This is a genomic window from Methylobacterium sp. Ger2507 (assembly GCF_055231875.1).
In genome coordinates, this window is sequence record NZ_JBUYVC010000001.1 from 3,855,784 (window position 1) to 3,873,340 (window position 17,557).

Below are 17,557 nucleotides of genomic sequence, written 5' to 3' on the forward strand. Positions count from 1 at the left end.
CCCGTGCCGCTGATCCTCGAGACCGTGGTGACCACCACCGCCCGCGACGGCGCGCTGCATCTGGTGCCGTTCGGGCTGATCCAGGACGGGGCGGACTGGATCCTGGCCCCGTTCCGGCCCTCCCCCACCATCCTCAATCTCGCCGACAACCCGGTCTTCGCCGCTTCCAGCCCGAGCGACGTACGCGTGATCGCCGGGGCCGTGACCGGCCGGCGCGACTGGGTCACCCTGCCCTGCGACCGGATCGACGGCCGCCGCCTCGCCGAGAGCTTCGGCCACGCGGAATTCGAGGTGGTGGCCATCGAGGACGACCCGGTGCGGCCGCGTTACCGGGGACGGATGGTCCATTCGGCCGCGCACATGCCGTTCTTCGGCTATAACCGGGCACAGGCGGCGGTGCTGGAGGCGGCGATCCTCTCCACCCGCCTCCACATGCTGGAGCCCGACAAGATCCTGACCGAGATGCGCTACCATGCCATCGCGATCGCCAAGACCGCCGGGCCCGCCGAGCGCGAGGCCTGGGACTGGATCGAGGACAAGGTGGCCACGGCCCTGGGCCGCGACGACCGCATCCTCGAGCGTTCCCCCCCAGCACCCTAGAATGTGCGTTCCCGAGGAGACCAGGACCCGATGAAGCTATTCACTTTGGCGAGTGCGGCGGCCTTCGCCGTCGTGTCGTTCGGCGCCCAGGCGCACGGCCCGACCCGCAAGAAGGTCGAGGAGACCGTCGAGATCAACGCGGCCCCCGACAAGGTCTGGGCCGTGATCGGCAACTTCCAGGACATGAGCTGGCTGCCGCCGGTCGAGAAGACCGAGGGCAAGGGCGGCAACGAGATCAAGGCCACCCGGACCCTGACGCTCAAGGGCGGCGCCACCGTCGACGAAGAGCTGTACAAGTACTCCGCCGAGAAGATGAGCTACTCGTACCGGATCAACAAGGTCGATGTGAAGACCCTGCCGGTGAACGACTACTCGTCCACCCTGAAGGTCGAGGATGCCGGCGGCGGCAAGTCCAAGGTCGTCTGGGACGGCGCCTTCTACCGCGGCTACATGAACAACGATCCGCCGCCCGAGCTGAACGACGAGGCCTCTCAGAAGGCGGTGCGCGGCCTTTACCGCACGGGCCTCGACGCCCTGAAGGCCAAGCTCGAGAAGAGCGGTTCTTGATCGCTCCACGTTGGAGAACGGGGACGGGCCGGCGCCTTGCCGGCCCTCTCCTCTTGAGCCTCCTGTGGCTCGGTGCGCCCGCCCGAGCCGACGAGGCCCTCGTCACCGCGCAGGGCGCGAACGTGCTGGCGATCGTCGATCTCGAGGCCGGCACGGTGGCCGCGCAGGTGCCGATCGACGGCGCGCCCGCCGGCATCGCCCTCTCGCCGGACCGCCGGACCGCCTACGTCACCCGCCCCGAGGGGCCGGGGCTGGCGGTGGTCGATCTCGCCACCCGCACGGTGACCCGCACCCTCGCCCTGCCCGGCGGTCCTCTGGGGATCGCGGTCAACCCGAAATCCGGCGCCGTCTACGTGGCCGACTGGTATGGCAGCCGGATCTTCGTGGTCTCGCCCGACGGTGCCACGCTGGAGACCGAGATCCAGGTCGGCGCCTCCCCGTCCGGGATCGCCGTGACGCCCGACGGCGCCACGCTGCTGGTCGCCAACCGCGAGGGCGATTCGGTCTCGGTGGTCGACGTTGCCACGGCCCGGGAGACCCGCAAGATCCCGGTCGGGCGCCATCCCTTCGGCATCACCCTCGATGCGGCCGGCGCCCGCGCCTACACCGCCAATGTCACCTCCAACGATGTCTCGGTCATCGACGTGACCGGCGGACGCGAACTCGGCCGGGTGACCACCGGCGAGCGCCCCTACGTGGTGGCATTGGCCGGCCCGCGCGGCTTCGTCACCGACCAGTATTCCGGCACCGTCACGGTGTTCAACCTGAAGACGCTCACCAACGTCGCCGCCATCGAGGTCGGCGACCACCCCGAGGGCATCGCCGCCTCCCGCGACGGCCGCACCCTCACGGTGGCGAACTGGGGCTCGAACACCCTCAGCGTGATCGACGCCACCACCCTGAAGGTGACGGGTGAGATCAAGGTCCCGGACGGACCGAGGGCGTTCGGGGATTTTTTGCGGTGAGTGTCGGAGGCTGGGTGCGCCGCGCGTAAGGGTTGGAGCGGCTGGGCACTGGACCCTGGCCCTCCGCCCTGGAGCGGACGTTCGGTCTCCGACCCGACCCAGCCGGTGAGGCTGCTGTAGGTATCTCCCTAAAGCGGCCGTTCGTCAGCCGCCCGGCTTCGCATCGGGGTGGTCATCGGTCATTCAGTCTCGCAGTCGTAACGCGTGCCGGACCCATATCCGTCAATTTGGGCTCCTTGTCACAAACAACCTCAAGGCAGTGCTCCTCTGTTGCAACGAAGTAGCTAAATCGCGTTTCGGAACCTTGTGCCATGAATACTAGGAAGCTCTCTCTGGTCCAGGCATGCCCTCTTGCTCGGAAAGTAGTTTTTGCTGGACGCGGGCTTGCGCTCGACGCGTCCCACAATTCCAGAAGTCCGTTTTCGTCCAAGACACGAAATGCGATGACCTCTTCGAATGTGAACCGGAAGACAGATCCTCTTTCGATGGAAACGAAATCTGCTTCTAATCTGTGATTATGATCCGGGCTTGATAGCGGTAGCGAGTAGCTGGTACTTGCTTCGATGAGCGTGACCAGTGGCGCGCCAACGTCGAAATTCAATTTTCCGAACCAAAGCTCGTCCATGTCTACATCTGTAGGCCACGGACCGAATTCGACGCTGGTTGGGGTTTGATGCGACATCGTCCGACTGAGTTGATCGCGCTGGTTGCGCCACATCTGATCATCATTGCAGAAGGGCTGCAAAGGTTCGTAAGCGGTTCCCGCAGCTAAGTCCGCTTCAATGCATCCGCTGTTCGGAAGCGGGCTGGCAAAAATCCACCCGTCCCGGACGCAGAACGCCGCCGCACCATGTCGCCTGCAAGCGGACGTTCCGGGCATCTCCAAAGGGTCGCAAACGGACGGGACCGAGCGTCAAGCTCTGACCACGAGCGCTTACGACCGCCCGCACCTCACGCCGCAGCCGGTGGCTCCGGGGCCTCGGGCTCTTCCGGCGAGTTCAGGATGTCCTCCAACTCGTCCACCAGCATGTCGATCTGCTCGGAGGTGGCCAGGACCTTGAGGGTCTGGCCGGACTCGGTGGCCAGCGCCAGCTCGATCCCGCTGCCTGAGCGGGCGGCCAGGATGCGGGCGAGTTTCTGCGTCGTGCTCATGCGCGGGGTCTCTCTCCGGGGTTCCAGGATGGATGGGCGGCCAGCAGCGCCACCGCCACGGCGGGGCCGCAGGTGGAGGCCCAGTCGGCGCCGGCCTCGGCGAGGTTTTCGGCGATCAGGTCGGTGAAGGCGACCGTTGGCCGGCCGAGGCGCGCGGCCAGGCGCTCGGCGAGGAAGCGGCCGGCGCCGCAGACCACCAGGGGCGCATCGGCCGGGAGGTCGGGCCGCGACAGCAGCAGGGCGGCCGCATCGTGCAGGAGCCGCATCTGGCTCTCGGAGAAATGCGCCGCCAGGACGCGCCAGTCGGCGGCGCTGCCCTCGCGATGGTCGCGGCCGACGATGCGGGCCAGCCGGGTCTCGCTCTCGGGGAGCGACTTGCCCTTCAGGTCGACGCTGTGCTGCTGGTCGGCCCCCTCCGGCAGGTCGCCGAGGATGCGGTAGATGTCGGCGGTGGTGGCGAAGGTCTCGGCCATCAGCCGGGTGCGGCGGCCCTGGAACGGGGCGTGGTCGGACAGAGCGACGAGGTGCGAGCGGACCACGCCCGTATAGACCAGTTCGCCCGTCTCCAGGCGCTCGGCATCGCTGTAGCCGGTCGCCGCCGGCTGGCCGCTCACGATGGGGATCAGGTCGGCGGTGGTGGAGCCGATATCGACCAGGAGGGCGTCGGCGAGGTGGTGTCCGATCAGGGCCGCCGTGGCGTGCCAGTTCGCCGAGGCGATGGCGGCGGCGTGCGCCGGAGCCATATCCGGATCGAGCAGCCCGGCGCGGCCGCCGTAGATCCGCACCGCGCCCGGAAGGGTCCGCCCGGCCCAGCCGGCGAGCTGCGTCACCCCGTCCTGCCGGTCGGCGAAGCAGTCGGTGAGTTCCCCCGTCATGGTGACGGCGTGGTGGGCCTCGGCCCGGGCCCAATTGGGCAATTGCGCGAACGTCTCGTCGAGGGCCGGCAACCCGCGCCAGAGCCGGCAGGGCGCCTGCACCACGGTCTCGACGCCGCCGTTGCGAACCAAAGCTGCCTTGACATGGACCCCGCCGAGATCCCAGCCGATCACCGGCGTGTCAGGGGATGGAGTCTGTGGTGTCACGGGCGGGCCTGAACATCGGAGGAAGCCGGATGGCGGACGAATTCGAGATCATTCCGGTGATCGATCTGCGCCACGGAGCGGTGGTGCGGGCACGGGCCGGGGACCGCGACTCCTATGCCCCGATCAGGACGCCCTTGGCAAAGGGGTCGGCGCCGGCGGACGTCGCCCGCGGGCTGCTGGGGGCGGTGCCGGCCCGCATCCTCTACGTGGCCGACCTCGACGCGATCGTCGATGGGGCGGCGCCCGACATCGCGAGCCTTTCCGCCATCGCGGCCGCCTGCCCGGGCACAACCCTGTGGGTCGATGCGGGATTTTCGCGACCGGCCGGGGTCGAGGCCTTCCTGGCGGCCCATCTCGGCCGGCCGGTGATCGGCAGCGAGAGCCAGGCCGATGCGGATCTTGTTCGGACGCTCGGTGACCGTGCGGTGTTCTCCCTCGACACGCGCGGCGGCGAGCGGCTCGGCCCGGCGGCCCTGCACGACGCGCCGGCGCATTGGCCGCGCGACGTGATCGTGATGACCCTGGGGCGGATCGGCATCGGGGCCGGACCGGACCTCGACCGGCTCGCGGCCCTGGCGGCTTCGAACCCTTCGACGCGTCTCTACGCGGCGGGCGGGGTGCGGGGCTGGGCCGACGTGGCCGCCTTGAAGGCGCACGGCATCGCCGGAGCCCTGATCGCCTCGGCGATCCACGACGGCGCCCTGCGCGGGCCTACAAGGCTCTGAGGCACCGGACAAAAAAGAGGGGCGGCCCGAAGGCCGCCCCGTCTCATGTTCATCGTCCGAGGAAGATGGAAGCCAGTCGCTGGAGCAGGCCCCGCGGTGCGGGCGGAGGCGCGCTCTGCCCAGGACTGCCCCCGATCTAAGCGTTCGACGCGAAGGGGTGCGAAGCGGAGTTGCGCTGCTCGGTGACGACGGCAGCGGTGGGCTCGCCCTTGACGGCGCGCTCGATGGAGAGCTTCACGGCGTCGTAGTTGTACTTCTGGATCTTGGCGTCGTCGGCCGCTTCCCAGTGAATGAACACGCCGACCAGGATGAACAGGTCGTCGGCCTCATCGGCGGGAATCGTGCCCTCGGCCACGCAATCCTGAACGGCCTTGGCAACGCCGTGCTGAGCAGGGCCGAACATCTGGACGGCCTGACGGGCGTCGTTGATGGTGACCTTGTTGAACATCAAGGTGTTGGGCTTGCAGGGCAGGTTCGGCGCGATGACCGCGAGCAGGCTGGTGAAGCCGTGCTTGTTGTTCACGAGGCCGTTGCAGAAAGCGGCCTCGGCCGGCGAACCGCGCGGTCCGATGATCAGATCGATGTGGGCGACTTCGTTGCCATCGCCGACGAGGGCTTCGCCGACCATAACCTTGTTGATCTTCGCCATGTGGGGTTTCTCCCAAAGTCTTGAAAAGACGTGGCCGCTCCCGAGCTCAGGGGGCGGCCGGCAGCTATCCTTGTTCACGGCGTCCAGTCCATCGAGGGACCGGACCGGTTAGCCCGGATCGCGGCGCGGACCCTACTCTGGGGTCTGGCCGGGAACAACCCTATGCGGACGGTGCAGGCCGGCAATTTATTCGTGTCCGGACGGAACCTTCGCATGAGGTTAGGAAAACCGGCGATCCGTGTGGGCTTTCTCGGCATCGTTTCCGGACGCGGCCGTCACGTCCGCTTCGCCCAGCCCGCCGAGGAGACGCGCCAGGAACAGCGTGGCCACGGTGAAGTCCGCACTGGTGCCAGGGTTGAGGCGCGCGGCCTTCCAGGCCGTGTCCTGCGCCAGCAGGGCCGTCACCGGCGCTTGCGCGAGGTCGAGGGACAGCAGAGCCTCGGCCTCGATCCGCAGGGCTTCCGCCCGCTCGGGGCCGTGCTTGCGCGCCACGTGGCTGTCGGGCACCTGGGCCAGGTAGGCCAGGAACACGGCCGTCGTGCTCCAGGGCGGCGCCACACCACGCGCTGCGGCGCTCGTCAGGGCCGGCAGGCCGATGGCGAAGAGATCGGCGAACCCGGTGACGTAGGCGCGCGCGATGGCGTCCCGCGGCGCGGCTTCCGCCATGGCGGCCTGCAGCGAGAGGGGGACCGCCGGATCGGTGACGTCGTGGCGCTCGGCCCGGCCGAGCCCGCCCGGGTTGGCCCAGCGAATCGCCGCGAAGACGTCGCGGGCGTCCTGTTCGTCGAAGCTGTCGAGTTCCGCCTGAAGCGCGAAGCGCAGCGGGCGACCGGTCTCCGCCGCCTTCGCCAGGGGCGCGCACAGCAGCAAGATGCCCAGATTGGTGTTCTGGCCGACGCGCTCCATCGTCGCCTCGACGGCCCGGAGCACGCGCCGGCCGACCGGGGCGCCGGCATCCGTCAGGTGCGGCGCCGAGACCTCGGCGCTCGCCACGAAATCCGCCACCGCCATCCGGTGGCCGTCGGCGAAGGCGTGGACGTTGCCGGGCTTCAGGGCGTCAAGTTCGTCGCGGCAGCTCGCCCGATAGGCCTCCGCGATCGTGCCCGGATCGAGTCCGCTCATCCCAGGGCCGAGACGAGGCGGGGCGGATGCGCCGCCCGCACCGCGTTGAGGAAGCCGCGCGCCACGGCGAGCGCGATGTCGACCTCGGTGACCTGCTGCAGCCCCGACCAGGCCGGCATCGAGTTCACCTCGAGCACGAGGTAGCCGCCCGCCCCATCCTCGACGAGGTCGATGCCGGTGTAGTCGACGCCGACCGCCGCCGCCGCGCGCTCGGCCAGTTCGGCCGCGGCCTCCGGCATCGCCCAGGGCAGCGGCCGGCCTCCGCGATGGACGTTGGTGATCCAGCCGTCGCCCTCGCGAATCATGCCCGCGATGGCGCGGCCCTCGCAGACGAAGACCCGGTAGTCGCGCCACAGCCCGTCGGTACGGGCGATGTAGCGCTGGAGATAGTAGACCCGGGACACCGCCTCCTCGTCCGGGAGGTCCTCCGGACGCTCGATGAGCTGGAGCCCCTCCCCCTGCGAGCCGAACAGCGGCTTCAGCACCAGGGGCCGGCCCGGCCCCGCCTCCCGTGCCACCAACTCGGCGGCGGCCTCGCGCCGGGAGACCACGAAGGTCTCGGGGGTCGGCAGGCCGGCGCGGTCGATCAGCAGGCTGGTCATCGCCTTGTCGACCGAGCGCTCGATGGCGCCGGGGGAATTCCACAGCGTGGTGCCGGTGGCAGCCAGCGCGTGCAGGACGCCGAGGCGCAGGGTGGTCGCCTCGAAGGTGCCGCCCGCGATGGTGCGCAGGAGGACGCCGTCCGGCAGGGTCTGGAAACCCGGCACCCGCAGGGGCTCGGGGCCCCCGGTCACCACCGCGACGTCCGCCAGGGAGAACAGCACCGGCTCGGCGCCGAGCTGTTCGAGGGCGGCCTTCAAGCGCGCCTTGTGCCAGTTGCCGTTATCGGCCGCGAGCCCGATCCGCATTGTTCTTCGTAAACCTCGACGTCGATCCCGTCTCCCCACCGCCGGAGACGGTGGCCCGTCAGGCGGGTCGGGCCGGGACTGAATCCCGCGAGAGGGGTGGGCCAGATTCGGAGAGGATGTGGCCCCTCTCCCGGTCGCTCCGCGACCACCCTCCCCCGCAAAGGGGGAGGGTTCATGCATCGGCGCTTTACCGGAACGACGCCTCGACCAGCTCCGGCATCAGCTTGCCACCGCGAAAACTCTTGCCGGTGGTGACCGAGGTGACGATGACTTCGGCGGGGCTGAAGAGGGCGCCGTCGATCTTGTAGAAGTCGCCGTTGACCCGGGAGAAGATGTCGGCGAAGGGCGCGCCGTGGTCGGCGGAATTCGACGACGGGATCTGCTCGGCGAGCTGCTGGGCATCGGCCTCGTCGGCTTCGACGAAGAGCTGCACCCGGCCGCCGTAGATGATGGCGTCGTTGGTGCGGCCCATGGCCTGGATGAAATCCGGGTGCGGCGGCGAGAGCGGGGCGGTGCCGATGCCGTCCACGATCTTGTGCAGATCGAAGCCGACCGTGTGGGCCTTGTGCAGGGCGACTTCGAGCACGCGGGCGACGACCTGTGTCGAGCCGGCCAGGCTCTGGGTCGGGGCGTAGATGAAGGTGAGCTGCTCAGGCGCCAGGCCGGTGGCCTCGGCCACCTTGGCGATGACGGAGGCCGGCGGGCCGCCGGCGGCTTCCAGCACCAGGGCGGTCTGCTGCGCGGAATCCTTGTAGCCGAGCTCGCCGTAGAGGTCCTCCACCACTGCGACGGCGCGGCCGGGGCCGGAGCCGAGGGCGAAGAAGCCCGAATCCCCGGTCTCGTCGGCCAGCGACCAGCCGGCATACTGGCTGCCGAGGCAGGCGATGACTGGATCGGCGGCGTGCACGATGACCGAATAGGGCCAGGACGCGATCGGGCCGGACGGCGCGATCGAGACAGTACCGAGGCCGCCGAGGCAGATCTCGGCGATGCGGCGGCCGGCCTCGATGGAGCCGCGCACGGTGGCGCCGGCATCGACCATGCGGGCGCCGTTCTCGGTGGTCACGGACAGGCGCAGGGCCTCGGCATCGGCGACCAGCCGCTCCACCAGGGGAGCGGTCAGAGCGTTGACGCTCGGAAACGGGAATTTCGCGCCGCTCGGGCTCGTGGTCATGGGTGTCCCTCCGTCAGGGCGAGCTGGGTCCGCAATTCGGCGGCCCGGCCTCGCAACATCGCTCTCGTGGCGGCCGAGTCCGGCCCTGTGGCGAACAGGGTGCACAGGGGCGCGTGGCGCGCCACCGTGGTGCCGGGTCTTGGGCGGTCGCGCACGAAATCCGGCCAGGTGATCGGCGGTATCGGCGCGTAGCCGCTGGCCGCGTAGCAGATTTCGGACGCCGCCGCATCCACCGGTGCGGGTTCGGGATCGCCGAGGTGGCCGAGGCTCGCGGCGATATGCAGGCCGAGCAGGGGTGTCGCGCGCCGGTCGAGCACGTCGAGGGTCGCCCCCGGGCGCGGATTGATCTCGGTCAGCCACCAGGCCTCGCCGTCGACGAGGCAGTCGGCGCTGGCGAGGCCCGTGAGGCCGGTCGCCGCCGCGAGGCGGGTCACGCCTGCGACGATGTCCGCCTGCAGGCGGGGCTCGAGGATCGGTGGTTCGTGGCGGCCGCGCTCCAGGGCGCCGGCATAGCGGAAGGGATGCACGGGAGACGGGGCGCACCATTGCTCGGTGACGCCCACCACCCGGACGGCGCCGCCGGCCGCCAGGACCGAGATTGCGATGGCGCGGCCCGGCACCCGGGCCTGAAAATAGGCACCGGGCGGCGCTGCACCGGCGGTCGCCCGGCGGATATGGGTGCCGCCCGAGCCCCCGGCCCGCTTGAGGAGCCAGGCGGACCGGTCCGGAACGGGGTCGCGGGTGACGGCCGGGTGCGGCACGCCGTGCGCCCGGCACAGGGCCGCGAAGGCGAGCGGGTCCTTCAGCGCACCGACGCAATCCGGGCCGGCGCCGAGGAGAAGGTAGCGACCCGCGATGGCCCGCATCAGCGCGGGCGCCGCCTCGAAGCCGCTGCCCAGCACGATGCCGAGGGGCTTGTCCGATCCGAGGGACGCGAGTTCGTCCAAGCGGGCGACGAGGGCATCACCCGCGAGCCCGGCCCCGAAGCGGCCCTCGGCCTGGCGGTAGCCCTCGGCGAGCGCCTGCGTGTCGGCATCGCCGAACAGGTCGAGGACGAGGGGCCGCAGACCCGCCCGCCGGGCCGCCTGGGCCAGGGCCCGGCCGGACTGGGCCGCGATGAGGAGGGTCCGTCCGGCACCCGGCTCCGATTGGCCCGCTCTCAGCCCGCCACCTCGACGGCCAGCGTGTAGGCATCGCGAAAATCGAGGCAGAGGGGCTCGTCGGCGTCGAGCATGCGGCGGAACAGGCGGGATTCGGTCTGGTACTTGACGTTGCCGACCGCCAGCGCGCCGATGCCGACACCGCGGCCCGTGGGCAGCGGCACGTCGACGGCGTTGACGTCGATGCCGGCGATGCCCGCCGGCGGCACGGCGTTGACGTCCGAGGCCACGAGCAGGTTCGGGGCGGATTCGAGATCCTCCGCCGTCAGGATCGGGATGCCGGCCGGGCCGGCCGACAGGATGACGTCAGCCTTGCCGATCGCGGCGCGTCGGGCGGCGACGGTGGAGCCGTCCACGGCCTCGACCTCGACGCCGAAGCGCCACCGCATGGTGTTGGCAATCTTGCTGACACGCTCCTCGCCGTCATGGCCGACGATCACCGCGTTGGCGCCGTGGAGGGCGCCGATCACGGCGGCGACATAGGCGACGACGCCGGCACCGCCGAAGATCACGATGCGCTTGCCCTCGAGGCCGGTGTCGAACTTCGATTTCAGGGCGCGGGTCACCTCGGCCACCATCGCGGCACCGGTGGTGAAGGAGCCGGCGGGGTCGGCGAAGATGTGGTTGGCGAAGGGCGGCACCAGGGCTTTCTTGGCCCGGTCGACCATGTCGAGGGCGTCCTCGGCGTTCTTGCCACCGATGAAGATGCCGGTGCGGACGCCGTCCTGCGGGCTGCGCGAGAAGATCGAGTCCTGAACCAGGGTCGTCACGTCCGCGAGCGTGGCGTTGGTGTAGGTCGCGATCGTCTCGAAGCCCGCATCCGCCGCCATGTTCACGTCGAACGGGCTCATATGCTTCAGGGGCGTGATCATGTGCAGGATCGAGCGGGCCATCGTCGGACTCCCTTCATGCTGTGACGCGGCCCGATCGTGCGCCGAGGCGTCGAATTGTCAAAGGCGACCCGGTCCGGGTGCCCCGAAGCTTCGGTTTAGCGGGCTTCGTCTTAAAGCGTCGTCACCGACGCGCCGGTGTTGCGCCCGCGGGCGATCAGGAATTTCAAGGCACCGGGCCGCTCCAGCCGGGCCACGAGGGCGCGCGCCTCCGCTTCCGAGGGCATCAGGGCGAAGCCGGTCGGCCCCCATGAGCTCTGGCCGTAGCCGGCCACGCCCTCCGCCGCGATCGCCGCGAGGGCTTCGGCCACGGCGGGGCTGGCGAAGCGTCCCCCCTGGTGCGGGGCGAAATGGTCGCCGATCAGCTGCTGGATCCGGGTGATGCCGGACCCGAACCCGAGCGGTTCGGCGGTGACGGCCGCCGGCAGCACCTGCATCAGCACGATACGGCAGATCTCGGCGGCCTGGGCCTCCGGAAAGCGCGGCAGATCGCGGAACGCCGCGACCTCGCGGCTGCCGTGGACGCCGGTCATGCCGGTGTCGAGGATCAGCACGACGCGCCAGGCCTCCGGGTAGGCCAGCCGGGCGATCACCGGGGGCGGGTTGCCCTCGGGGTCGCGCCCGCCGTCGACGATGAGGCCGCCCTGGGTGAAGGCCGCAAGGCCGACGCCCGACCGGTTGCCCCGGTCGAGGGCGTCGGCGAAATCCTCCGGCGCGAAGGGGCGCCCGGCGAGGCCGGCGAGCGCCGCCGCGACGCTGAGCGCGAGCTGCGTGCCCGAGCCGAAGCCCGCATGGGCGGGAATGGCGGAGTCGATGGTGAGCGCGGCGTGACCGGGGATGCCGAGATGGGTCGCCGCCGCCAGGGCGTAGGCTGCCGCACGGCGCGATTCCGGCCCGGTGACGTCGAGGCGGTCGCTCGGCCGCGCCGTGAGGTCCACGGCGGGGGCGTCGAGGGCGAGGCCGATGCTGCCGAAGCGCCGGCCGAGGCCGCCATGCAGGTCGAGAAACCCGAAATGCAGACGGGCCGGGGCATGGACGCGCAGGCCGGCAGCGGCTGCGCCCGGTCCGCTCGTCGGCCGCATCACGTCGAGTCCCTCCATCGTGACACGTCCCTGTCCCACGCGGTCCTGTCCCATCCGACCTCGTGCCTCGGATCACTCGGCGAGCCATGACGCTTCCGCCAAGACTCCTCCGCCACGACTCTTCCGCCACGACTCCTCGGTCACGACCCCTCGGTGATGACCCCGGGCCGCGACCCTTGCGCCCGGCGGCTTCTCCCACGGAGCGGCGACCCGTCGCAAGCGCATCGGTCAAATCTTCCGGCGCGGCGCCGGGACCCTGATTCGCCCGAAGGGGTCCGGGGGGGTTGCCTGGAAAGCGGCCGCGATGCAAACGTGCCGCCCCAACGACATGGACTGGCTCAGTCCCGCCGTGCGCGACGCCGAACACGGTGCGCGCCGGGCCCTCGATTTTCCAAGGTGCAACGCATGGCGGCCTGGGTGAAGGGTGGTGCGACGGACGCGGACGCGGCGGTGGAGGCCGCCGCCACGCTCCTCGCTTCGGCGCAGAATGCTGTCCTGGCGGGGCTCTGCGCCGAGTTGAGCGCGGTGCGCGCCGCGTACCACCTCGCCGACGCCCTCGGCGCCTCCGTCGATCCCGTGGCCGGCCCGAGCCTCTATGCCGAACTCGGAGCCCTCAGCCGCACCGGGGCCATGACGACGACGCCGGCCGAGGCGGTCGGCCGGGCCGATGCGGTCCTCATCGTGGGCAACGCCCCGTGGGACCGTCCCATCGTGCAGGACATCGCCGGCACGCAGGCGACGCGGGGCCGCGCCGCCGGCGCCGAACGGGTGATCCTGTCCCTGGGTGGTCCGCGCAACGGCGCCACCCGGCACGTGGCCTACCCGGCGGAGGCCGGCGGCCTCGCCGTCTCGGTGGCGCACCTGCGCGCCTTCCTCAAGGGCAACCTCGCCGGCGAGGCGGCCTATGCCGATCTGGCCCGGCGCCTCGCCGCCGCTCAGTACGGCGTCGTCCTGTACGACCCGGCCGAGATCGGCGAACTCGGCGTCGAGATGCTCCAGGGCATGATCAAGGATCTCAACGAGGTCACGCGTTTCTTCGGCCTGCCCCTGGCTGATCCGTTCCAGGGTCGCGCCCTGCTGCAGCTTGCCGCCTGGACCACCGGCCAGGCCCCCCGCGTCGGGTTCGGCCGTCATGTGCCCGAGCACGATCCCTGGCGCTTCGACAGCGCCCGCCAGATCGCCGCCGGCGAGGCCGATGCGGCCCTGTGGCTCGCCTCCCTGCCCGCCCCGCGCCCCGACTGGCTCGGCACCCTGCCCAGCGTCGCCATCGTGGGCGTCGGCAGCCCGGAGGCCGGCGGCGACGTCGCCGACGTGGTCTTCGCCGTGGGCGTCCCCGGTGAGAGCGCCGGCGGAGCCCTGTGGGACGAGCGCCGGGCGGCGATCACCTATGCGCCGGCACCCGGCCCGACGGCCGAACTGAGCGCGGCCGGCATCCTCACCGCCATTCACGAACGCCTCATGCAGAAGAAGGCCGCCGCATGCTGATCCGGATTCACGGAGGCCGGGTCGTCGACCCGACGGCCGGCCGCGACGCGGTCGGCGAGGTCTGGATCGAGAACGGGCGCGTGGTGCCCGCCTCGGACCGTGCGCCCGACCGCACCATCGACGCCACCGGCTGCGTGGTGATGGCCGGCGGCGTCGAGGTTCATTCGCACATCGCCGGCGGCAACGTGGTGATGAGCCGCCTGCTGCTGCCCGAGCTCTACGCCAGCGAGGCCGCACCCGAGGGTCATCCGTTCGCGCATGCGGGCGGCTCGGCCGCCTGGATCGGCGCGAACTACGCCCGGATGGGCTACACCCTCGCGGTCGAGCCGGCGATGCCGCCCGCCAACGCCCTGGCGACCCAGCTCGAACTCGCCGACATCCCGCTCCTCGATCGCGGCGCCCTGACGGTGATGGGCAACGACGACCACCTGCTCCAGCTCCTGCGGGAGCGTGAGGGCAAGGCCGCGGTGCGCGATCTCGTTGCCCTCTCGGTGGCGACTTCGCGCGGCCTCGGCGTGAAGTGCATCAACGCGGGCGGCGCCTCGGCCTTCAAGGACGGGATGCTGAAGCTCAGCCTCGACGACGAGATCCCGGTCTACGGCCTGTCGACGCGCAAGATCATGGGCGCCCTCCTCGACGCGGTCGAGGAGATCGGCGTGCCGCACCCGCTGCACGTCCACTGTAACAATCTCGGCATCCCGGGCGCGGACGAGTCGTTCGTCGCGACCCTGGAGGCGGCGGAAGGGCGGCGCATCCACTTCGCCCACGCCCAGTTCTACGGCTACGGCGTCGCCGACCCCGAGAATCCGCTGACCGGCGGCTTCCGCTCGGCGGCCGAGCGCATCACCGAGGCGATGGAGGCGCACCCCAACGCGACCTACGACGTCGGCCAGGTCGCTTTTGGCCAGACCGTGACGATCTCGCTGGACATCCTGCGCCAGTTCGCCGGCCGCAAGGGCGCCAACCCGAAGAAGTGGATCGTCAACGCGGGGGATGCGGAGGGCGGTGGCGTGGTGCCGTTCCTGTATAAGCCGCGCGGCCCCGTGAGCTCCCTGCAATGGGCGATCGGCCTCGAGCTGATGCTGCTGTCCAAGGAGCCGGAGCGCACCATCCTGACCACCGACCACCCCAACGGTGGCCCGTTCACCGATTACCCGCGCATCATCCACTTCCTGATGGACAAGGAGGAGCGCGACCGCGAGATCGCCAGCCTGCACAAGGTCATTGCCGAGCGCTCCGGCCTCTGTGCCATCGAGCGCGAGTACAGCTTCTCCGAGATCGCCCAGCTGACGCGCTCGGGGCCGGCCAAGCTGCTCGGGCTCGCCGATCGCGGCCACCTGCGCGAGGGCGCCCGGGCCGACGTCGCGATCTACCGCGACGACCCGAACCGCACCGCCATGTTCGCCCGCGCCAAGCTGGTGCTCAAGGACGGCGAGACCATCGTGGAGGACGGCGAGGTGGTGGCCTGGCGCTCCGGCCGCACCCTCGAACTCGCCGTCGAGTCCGACAAGGCGATGGTGGCCCGCTCCGAAACCTATCTGCAGGACCGTTTCGGCACGGGCCTGAAGAGCTTCGCGGTGCCGGACGAGGCCTTCCCGAAACCGGACGTGTTCGCGGAGGTCGCATGTCGGTCATGAACGAAATCGGATGTGCGCTCCGCGCAACGCGTGAGGACCGGTGACTGAGATGACGGACCTCACCCTCAACGGCATTCCGGTGATCGACACCTTCGCGGAGGCGTTCGACGTCGCCGGAACGGCGATCATCATCACCAACGACACGGCCAAGTGGGCGATGATCGCCGCCACCGTGATGACGGGCTTTGCCACCTCGGTGATCGGCTGCGGCGCCGAGGCCGGAATCGACTGCGAGCTGTCTCCGGAGGAAACCCCGGACGGGCGCCCCGGCGTGCGCGTGCTGCTGTTTGGCTTCGAGCCGAACGGCCTCAAGGACCAGCTCCTCAAACGCGTCGGCCAGTGCATCCTCACCTGCCCGGGCACCGCCTGCTACGCCGGCGTGGAAGGCCCCACGAAGATCAAGCTCGGGGGCGCGATCCGCTATTTCGGCGACGGCTTCGCGGTGGCCAAGCGCCTGACCGACCCGGTCACCGGCAAGGCCCGCCGCTACTGGCGCATCCCCGTCATGGACGGCGAGTTCCTGTGCGAGGACTTCGTCCGCGCGGTGGACGGCGCGGTCGGCGGCGGCAACCTGCTGTTCCTCGGGCGCAAGCACGCCGACACCCTGAAGGTCGCCGAGATCGCGGTCGAGGCCGCCCGTTCGGTTTCGGGCGCGATCCTGCCTTTCCCGGGCGGCATCGTCCGCTCCGGCTCGAAGGTGGGCGCCCGCACCAAGGGCATGATGGCCTCGACCAACGATGCTTACTGCCCGACCCTCAAGGGCCGGGCCGGCACTGAACTCTCGGCCGAGGTCGGCGTCGTCCTGGAGATCGTCATCGACGCGCTGACCTCCGATGCGGTGGCGGAATCGATGCGCGCGGCCCTGCATGCGGCCACTGAAGTCGGTGCGGCGCACGGGCTGGTGGCCGTCACGGCCGGTAATTACGGCGGCAATCTCGGCCGCCACCATTATCACCTGAAGAACCTGCTCTCGAAGGAGCCGGGCAGCGAGGCTGGAGCGGCATGAGCACCCTCACCCTGCGCCAGGAGCCGCCGGAGCGGCTCGACTTCCTGCACGTCAATCCGCTGGCGCTCAGCGGCCTGACCGAGGCCGAGGCGGCCAGGCTCCCCGTCGGCACCGGCCGGCGCGGCCTGACCCTGGGCGACTGCTTCACGCTCGCCCTCGACGGCTCGGACGAACTCGTCATCGAGGGGGGCTCGTCGCGCCTCGACCGGGTCGGCGCGTCGCTGAGCGGCGGTTCCATCCGCGTCACCGGCGATGTCGGACAGCGCCTCGGCGAAGGCATGAGCAGCGGCTCGGTGACGGTGACCGGTTCGGCCGGCCCCTTCGCGGGTTCGGGCGCCACCGGCGGTACGATTACCATCGAGGGCGATGCCGGCGACCATGCCGGCGGTGCGGTCTACGCCGCCAAGGCCGGTCTCGACGGTGCCACCCTGGTGATCCGCGGCAGCGCCGGCGACTATCTCGGCGACCGCATGCGGCGCGGACTCATCTTGGTCGGCCGGGCGGGCGCCCATGCGGGCGCGCGGATGATCGCCGGCACCATCGCGGCGACGAGTCTCGGCGATCATCCGGGCTTCGGCATGCGCAGGGGCACCATCCTGACCGGCGCGGTCGGGGCGCTCAGCCCCAGCTTCGTCGAGACCGGCTCGCACGATCTCGTGTTCCTGCGCCTCCTCGCCCGCGCCCTGCGGCCCCTCAGCCCCGCCCATGCGGATCTCGCCGCCGGAGCCCTGACGCGCTACTCGGGGGATCTCGCGACCCTCGGCAAGGGCGAGCTCTGGGTGACGGCCTGAGGCCGTCGACCGCCGTCCGGGCTCGCCTGCCGGGGCGGCCCGGCGGAATGCGCCGATCCCCTCGCCCTCGGTCGAGCCGGGGGCGATCCGGGGCCAATCGCCATCCGGACTTGCACAATCCTCCCGATCGGTCGACTTTCTGCCACCGCGGGCGGCAGCATAGTGCCGGCGTTCCGCGTTTCCGCAGCGCGAACCCGGCTTCCCGATGCTCATTCTGCTCTCGATCTGCCTCCTGTCGCAGCCCTCGCAGTGCCGCGAGGACAAGATCGACCTGTCGTTCGAAGCGCGCAGCCCGAACATCTGCCTGCGCAACTCCCAGAGCGCCATCGCCAAGTGGCAGGCGGACCATCCCGAATGGCAGGTGACCAAGTGGCGCTGTGCCGTCCGGGGCAGCCAGCCGCGCGACCTGTGACCGGGACGCCCGCGCTTCCCGCATCTCCTGTCCGCGCCGGGACGCTTCCACGGGATGACGCTCCCACACGGTAGCGCTTGCAACGGAGCCGACCCTGAGCCTACAGAACCTGCATCCGCGATGTTGTTCGCAAGATCGCCGGAGCAGACG

General features: G+C 70.6%; 19 protein-coding genes. 9 read left to right on the top strand and 10 right to left on the bottom strand.

Going from position 1 to position 17,557, the window contains the following annotated elements:
* Positions 1-3: 3 nt before the first annotated feature.
* From ACV7NL_RS17745 to ACV7NL_RS17755, 3 genes are read left to right on the top strand one after another with little or no spacing between them, the layout of a single operon-like run.
* The gene (locus tag ACV7NL_RS17745; protein ID WP_463356374.1) at positions 4-600 is read left to right on the top strand and encodes a DUF447 domain-containing protein; all 597 of its coding nucleotides are present in this window, start codon (positions 4-6) and stop codon (positions 598-600) included.
* 30 nt (positions 601-630) lie between these two features.
* Entirely contained in the window at positions 631-1,167 is a 537-nt protein-coding gene (locus ACV7NL_RS17750) for an SRPBCC family protein (protein WP_056183731.1), read from the top strand.
* Between the two features lie 53 nt (positions 1,168-1,220).
* Positions 1,221-2,132, top strand: coding sequence for a YncE family protein (locus ACV7NL_RS17755; RefSeq protein ID WP_244476898.1), 912 nt, complete (start codon positions 1,221-1,223; stop codon positions 2,130-2,132).
* Between the two features lie 172 nt (positions 2,133-2,304).
* Here ACV7NL_RS17755 and ACV7NL_RS17760 read toward each other — a convergent pair whose 3' ends face one another.
* The 3 genes from ACV7NL_RS17760 to ACV7NL_RS17770 form a co-directional block, all read right to left on the bottom strand.
* The gene (locus ACV7NL_RS17760) at positions 2,305-2,850 is read right to left on the bottom strand and encodes a hypothetical protein (RefSeq protein WP_463356375.1); all 546 of its coding nucleotides are present in this window, start codon (positions 2,848-2,850) and stop codon (positions 2,305-2,307) included.
* Between the two features lie 233 nt (positions 2,851-3,083).
* Entirely contained in the window at positions 3,084-3,284 is a 201-nt protein-coding gene (locus ACV7NL_RS17765; RefSeq protein WP_056183735.1) for a hypothetical protein, read from the bottom strand.
* Positions 3,281-4,333, bottom strand: a complete 1,053-nt coding sequence (locus ACV7NL_RS17770) for a hydantoinase/oxoprolinase family protein (protein WP_463356376.1) — start codon at positions 4,331-4,333, stop codon at positions 3,281-3,283. The genes ACV7NL_RS17765 and ACV7NL_RS17770 overlap by 4 nt, the downstream gene beginning before the upstream one ends.
* 62 nt (positions 4,334-4,395) lie before the next feature.
* Here ACV7NL_RS17770 and ACV7NL_RS17775 point away from each other — a divergent pair, with 62 nt between their 5' ends.
* On the top strand, positions 4,396-5,091 hold the full coding sequence (locus tag ACV7NL_RS17775) for a HisA/HisF-related TIM barrel protein (RefSeq protein ID WP_247635639.1): 696 nt from the start codon (positions 4,396-4,398) through the stop codon (positions 5,089-5,091).
* A 136-nt stretch (positions 5,092-5,227) separates the two neighbouring features.
* Here ACV7NL_RS17775 and fae read toward each other — a convergent pair whose 3' ends face one another.
* The 7 genes from fae to ACV7NL_RS17810 form a co-directional block, all read right to left on the bottom strand.
* On the bottom strand, positions 5,228-5,740 hold the full coding sequence (fae, locus tag ACV7NL_RS17780; protein WP_056183739.1) for a formaldehyde-activating enzyme: 513 nt from the start codon (positions 5,738-5,740) through the stop codon (positions 5,228-5,230).
* Positions 5,741-5,959: 219 nt separating this feature from the next.
* Positions 5,960-6,862: a triphosphoribosyl-dephospho-CoA synthase gene (locus ACV7NL_RS17785; protein ID WP_463356377.1), complete on the bottom strand. Its 903-nt coding sequence runs from the start codon at positions 6,860-6,862 to the stop codon at positions 5,960-5,962.
* A complete protein-coding gene (locus ACV7NL_RS17790) occupies positions 6,859-7,770 on the bottom strand; it encodes an ATP-grasp domain-containing protein (protein WP_463356378.1) in 912 nt (303 codons plus the stop codon). The genes ACV7NL_RS17785 and ACV7NL_RS17790 overlap by 4 nt, the downstream gene beginning before the upstream one ends.
* Positions 7,771-7,957: 187 nt before the next feature.
* Positions 7,958-8,944, bottom strand: a complete 987-nt coding sequence (gene mch / locus ACV7NL_RS17795) for a methenyltetrahydromethanopterin cyclohydrolase (RefSeq protein WP_056482613.1) — start codon at positions 8,942-8,944, stop codon at positions 7,958-7,960.
* The gene (locus ACV7NL_RS17800; RefSeq protein ID WP_463356379.1) at positions 8,941-9,891 is read right to left on the bottom strand and encodes an ATP-grasp domain-containing protein; all 951 of its coding nucleotides are present in this window, start codon (positions 9,889-9,891) and stop codon (positions 8,941-8,943) included. Before ACV7NL_RS17800 ends, mch begins: the two co-directional genes overlap by 4 nt.
* 212 nt (positions 9,892-10,103) lie before the next feature.
* Positions 10,104-10,997, bottom strand: coding sequence for an NAD(P)-dependent methylenetetrahydromethanopterin dehydrogenase (locus ACV7NL_RS17805; protein WP_056482610.1), 894 nt, complete (start codon positions 10,995-10,997; stop codon positions 10,104-10,106).
* Between the two features lie 110 nt (positions 10,998-11,107).
* On the bottom strand, positions 11,108-12,076 hold the full coding sequence (locus ACV7NL_RS17810; RefSeq protein ID WP_156633998.1) for a beta-ribofuranosylaminobenzene 5'-phosphate synthase family protein: 969 nt from the start codon (positions 12,074-12,076) through the stop codon (positions 11,108-11,110).
* Positions 12,077-12,481: 405 nt separating this feature from the next.
* Here ACV7NL_RS17810 and ACV7NL_RS17815 point away from each other — a divergent pair, with 405 nt between their 5' ends.
* The 5 genes from ACV7NL_RS17815 to ACV7NL_RS17835 all read left to right on the top strand — a co-directional run bounded on the left by ACV7NL_RS17815 (position 12,482) and on the right by ACV7NL_RS17835 (position 17,407).
* Entirely contained in the window at positions 12,482-13,561 is a 1,080-nt protein-coding gene (locus ACV7NL_RS17815) for a formyltransferase (protein WP_463356380.1), read from the top strand.
* Entirely contained in the window at positions 13,555-15,198 is a 1,644-nt protein-coding gene (locus ACV7NL_RS17820) for a formylmethanofuran dehydrogenase subunit A (RefSeq protein ID WP_463356381.1), read from the top strand. Before ACV7NL_RS17815 ends, ACV7NL_RS17820 begins: the two co-directional genes overlap by 7 nt.
* Before the next feature lie 49 nt (positions 15,199-15,247).
* Complete coding sequence (gene fhcD / locus ACV7NL_RS17825; RefSeq protein WP_056482598.1) at positions 15,248-16,204, top strand: formylmethanofuran--tetrahydromethanopterin N-formyltransferase; 957 nt, start codon at positions 15,248-15,250, stop codon at positions 16,202-16,204.
* Complete coding sequence (locus ACV7NL_RS17830) at positions 16,201-16,995, top strand: formylmethanofuran dehydrogenase subunit C (protein ID WP_056482595.1); 795 nt, start codon at positions 16,201-16,203, stop codon at positions 16,993-16,995. Before fhcD ends, ACV7NL_RS17830 begins: the two co-directional genes overlap by 4 nt.
* A 205-nt stretch (positions 16,996-17,200) precedes the next feature.
* Positions 17,201-17,407, top strand: coding sequence for a hypothetical protein (locus ACV7NL_RS17835; protein WP_056183757.1), 207 nt, complete (start codon positions 17,201-17,203; stop codon positions 17,405-17,407).
* The last annotated feature ends 150 nt before the right edge of the window (positions 17,408-17,557 follow it).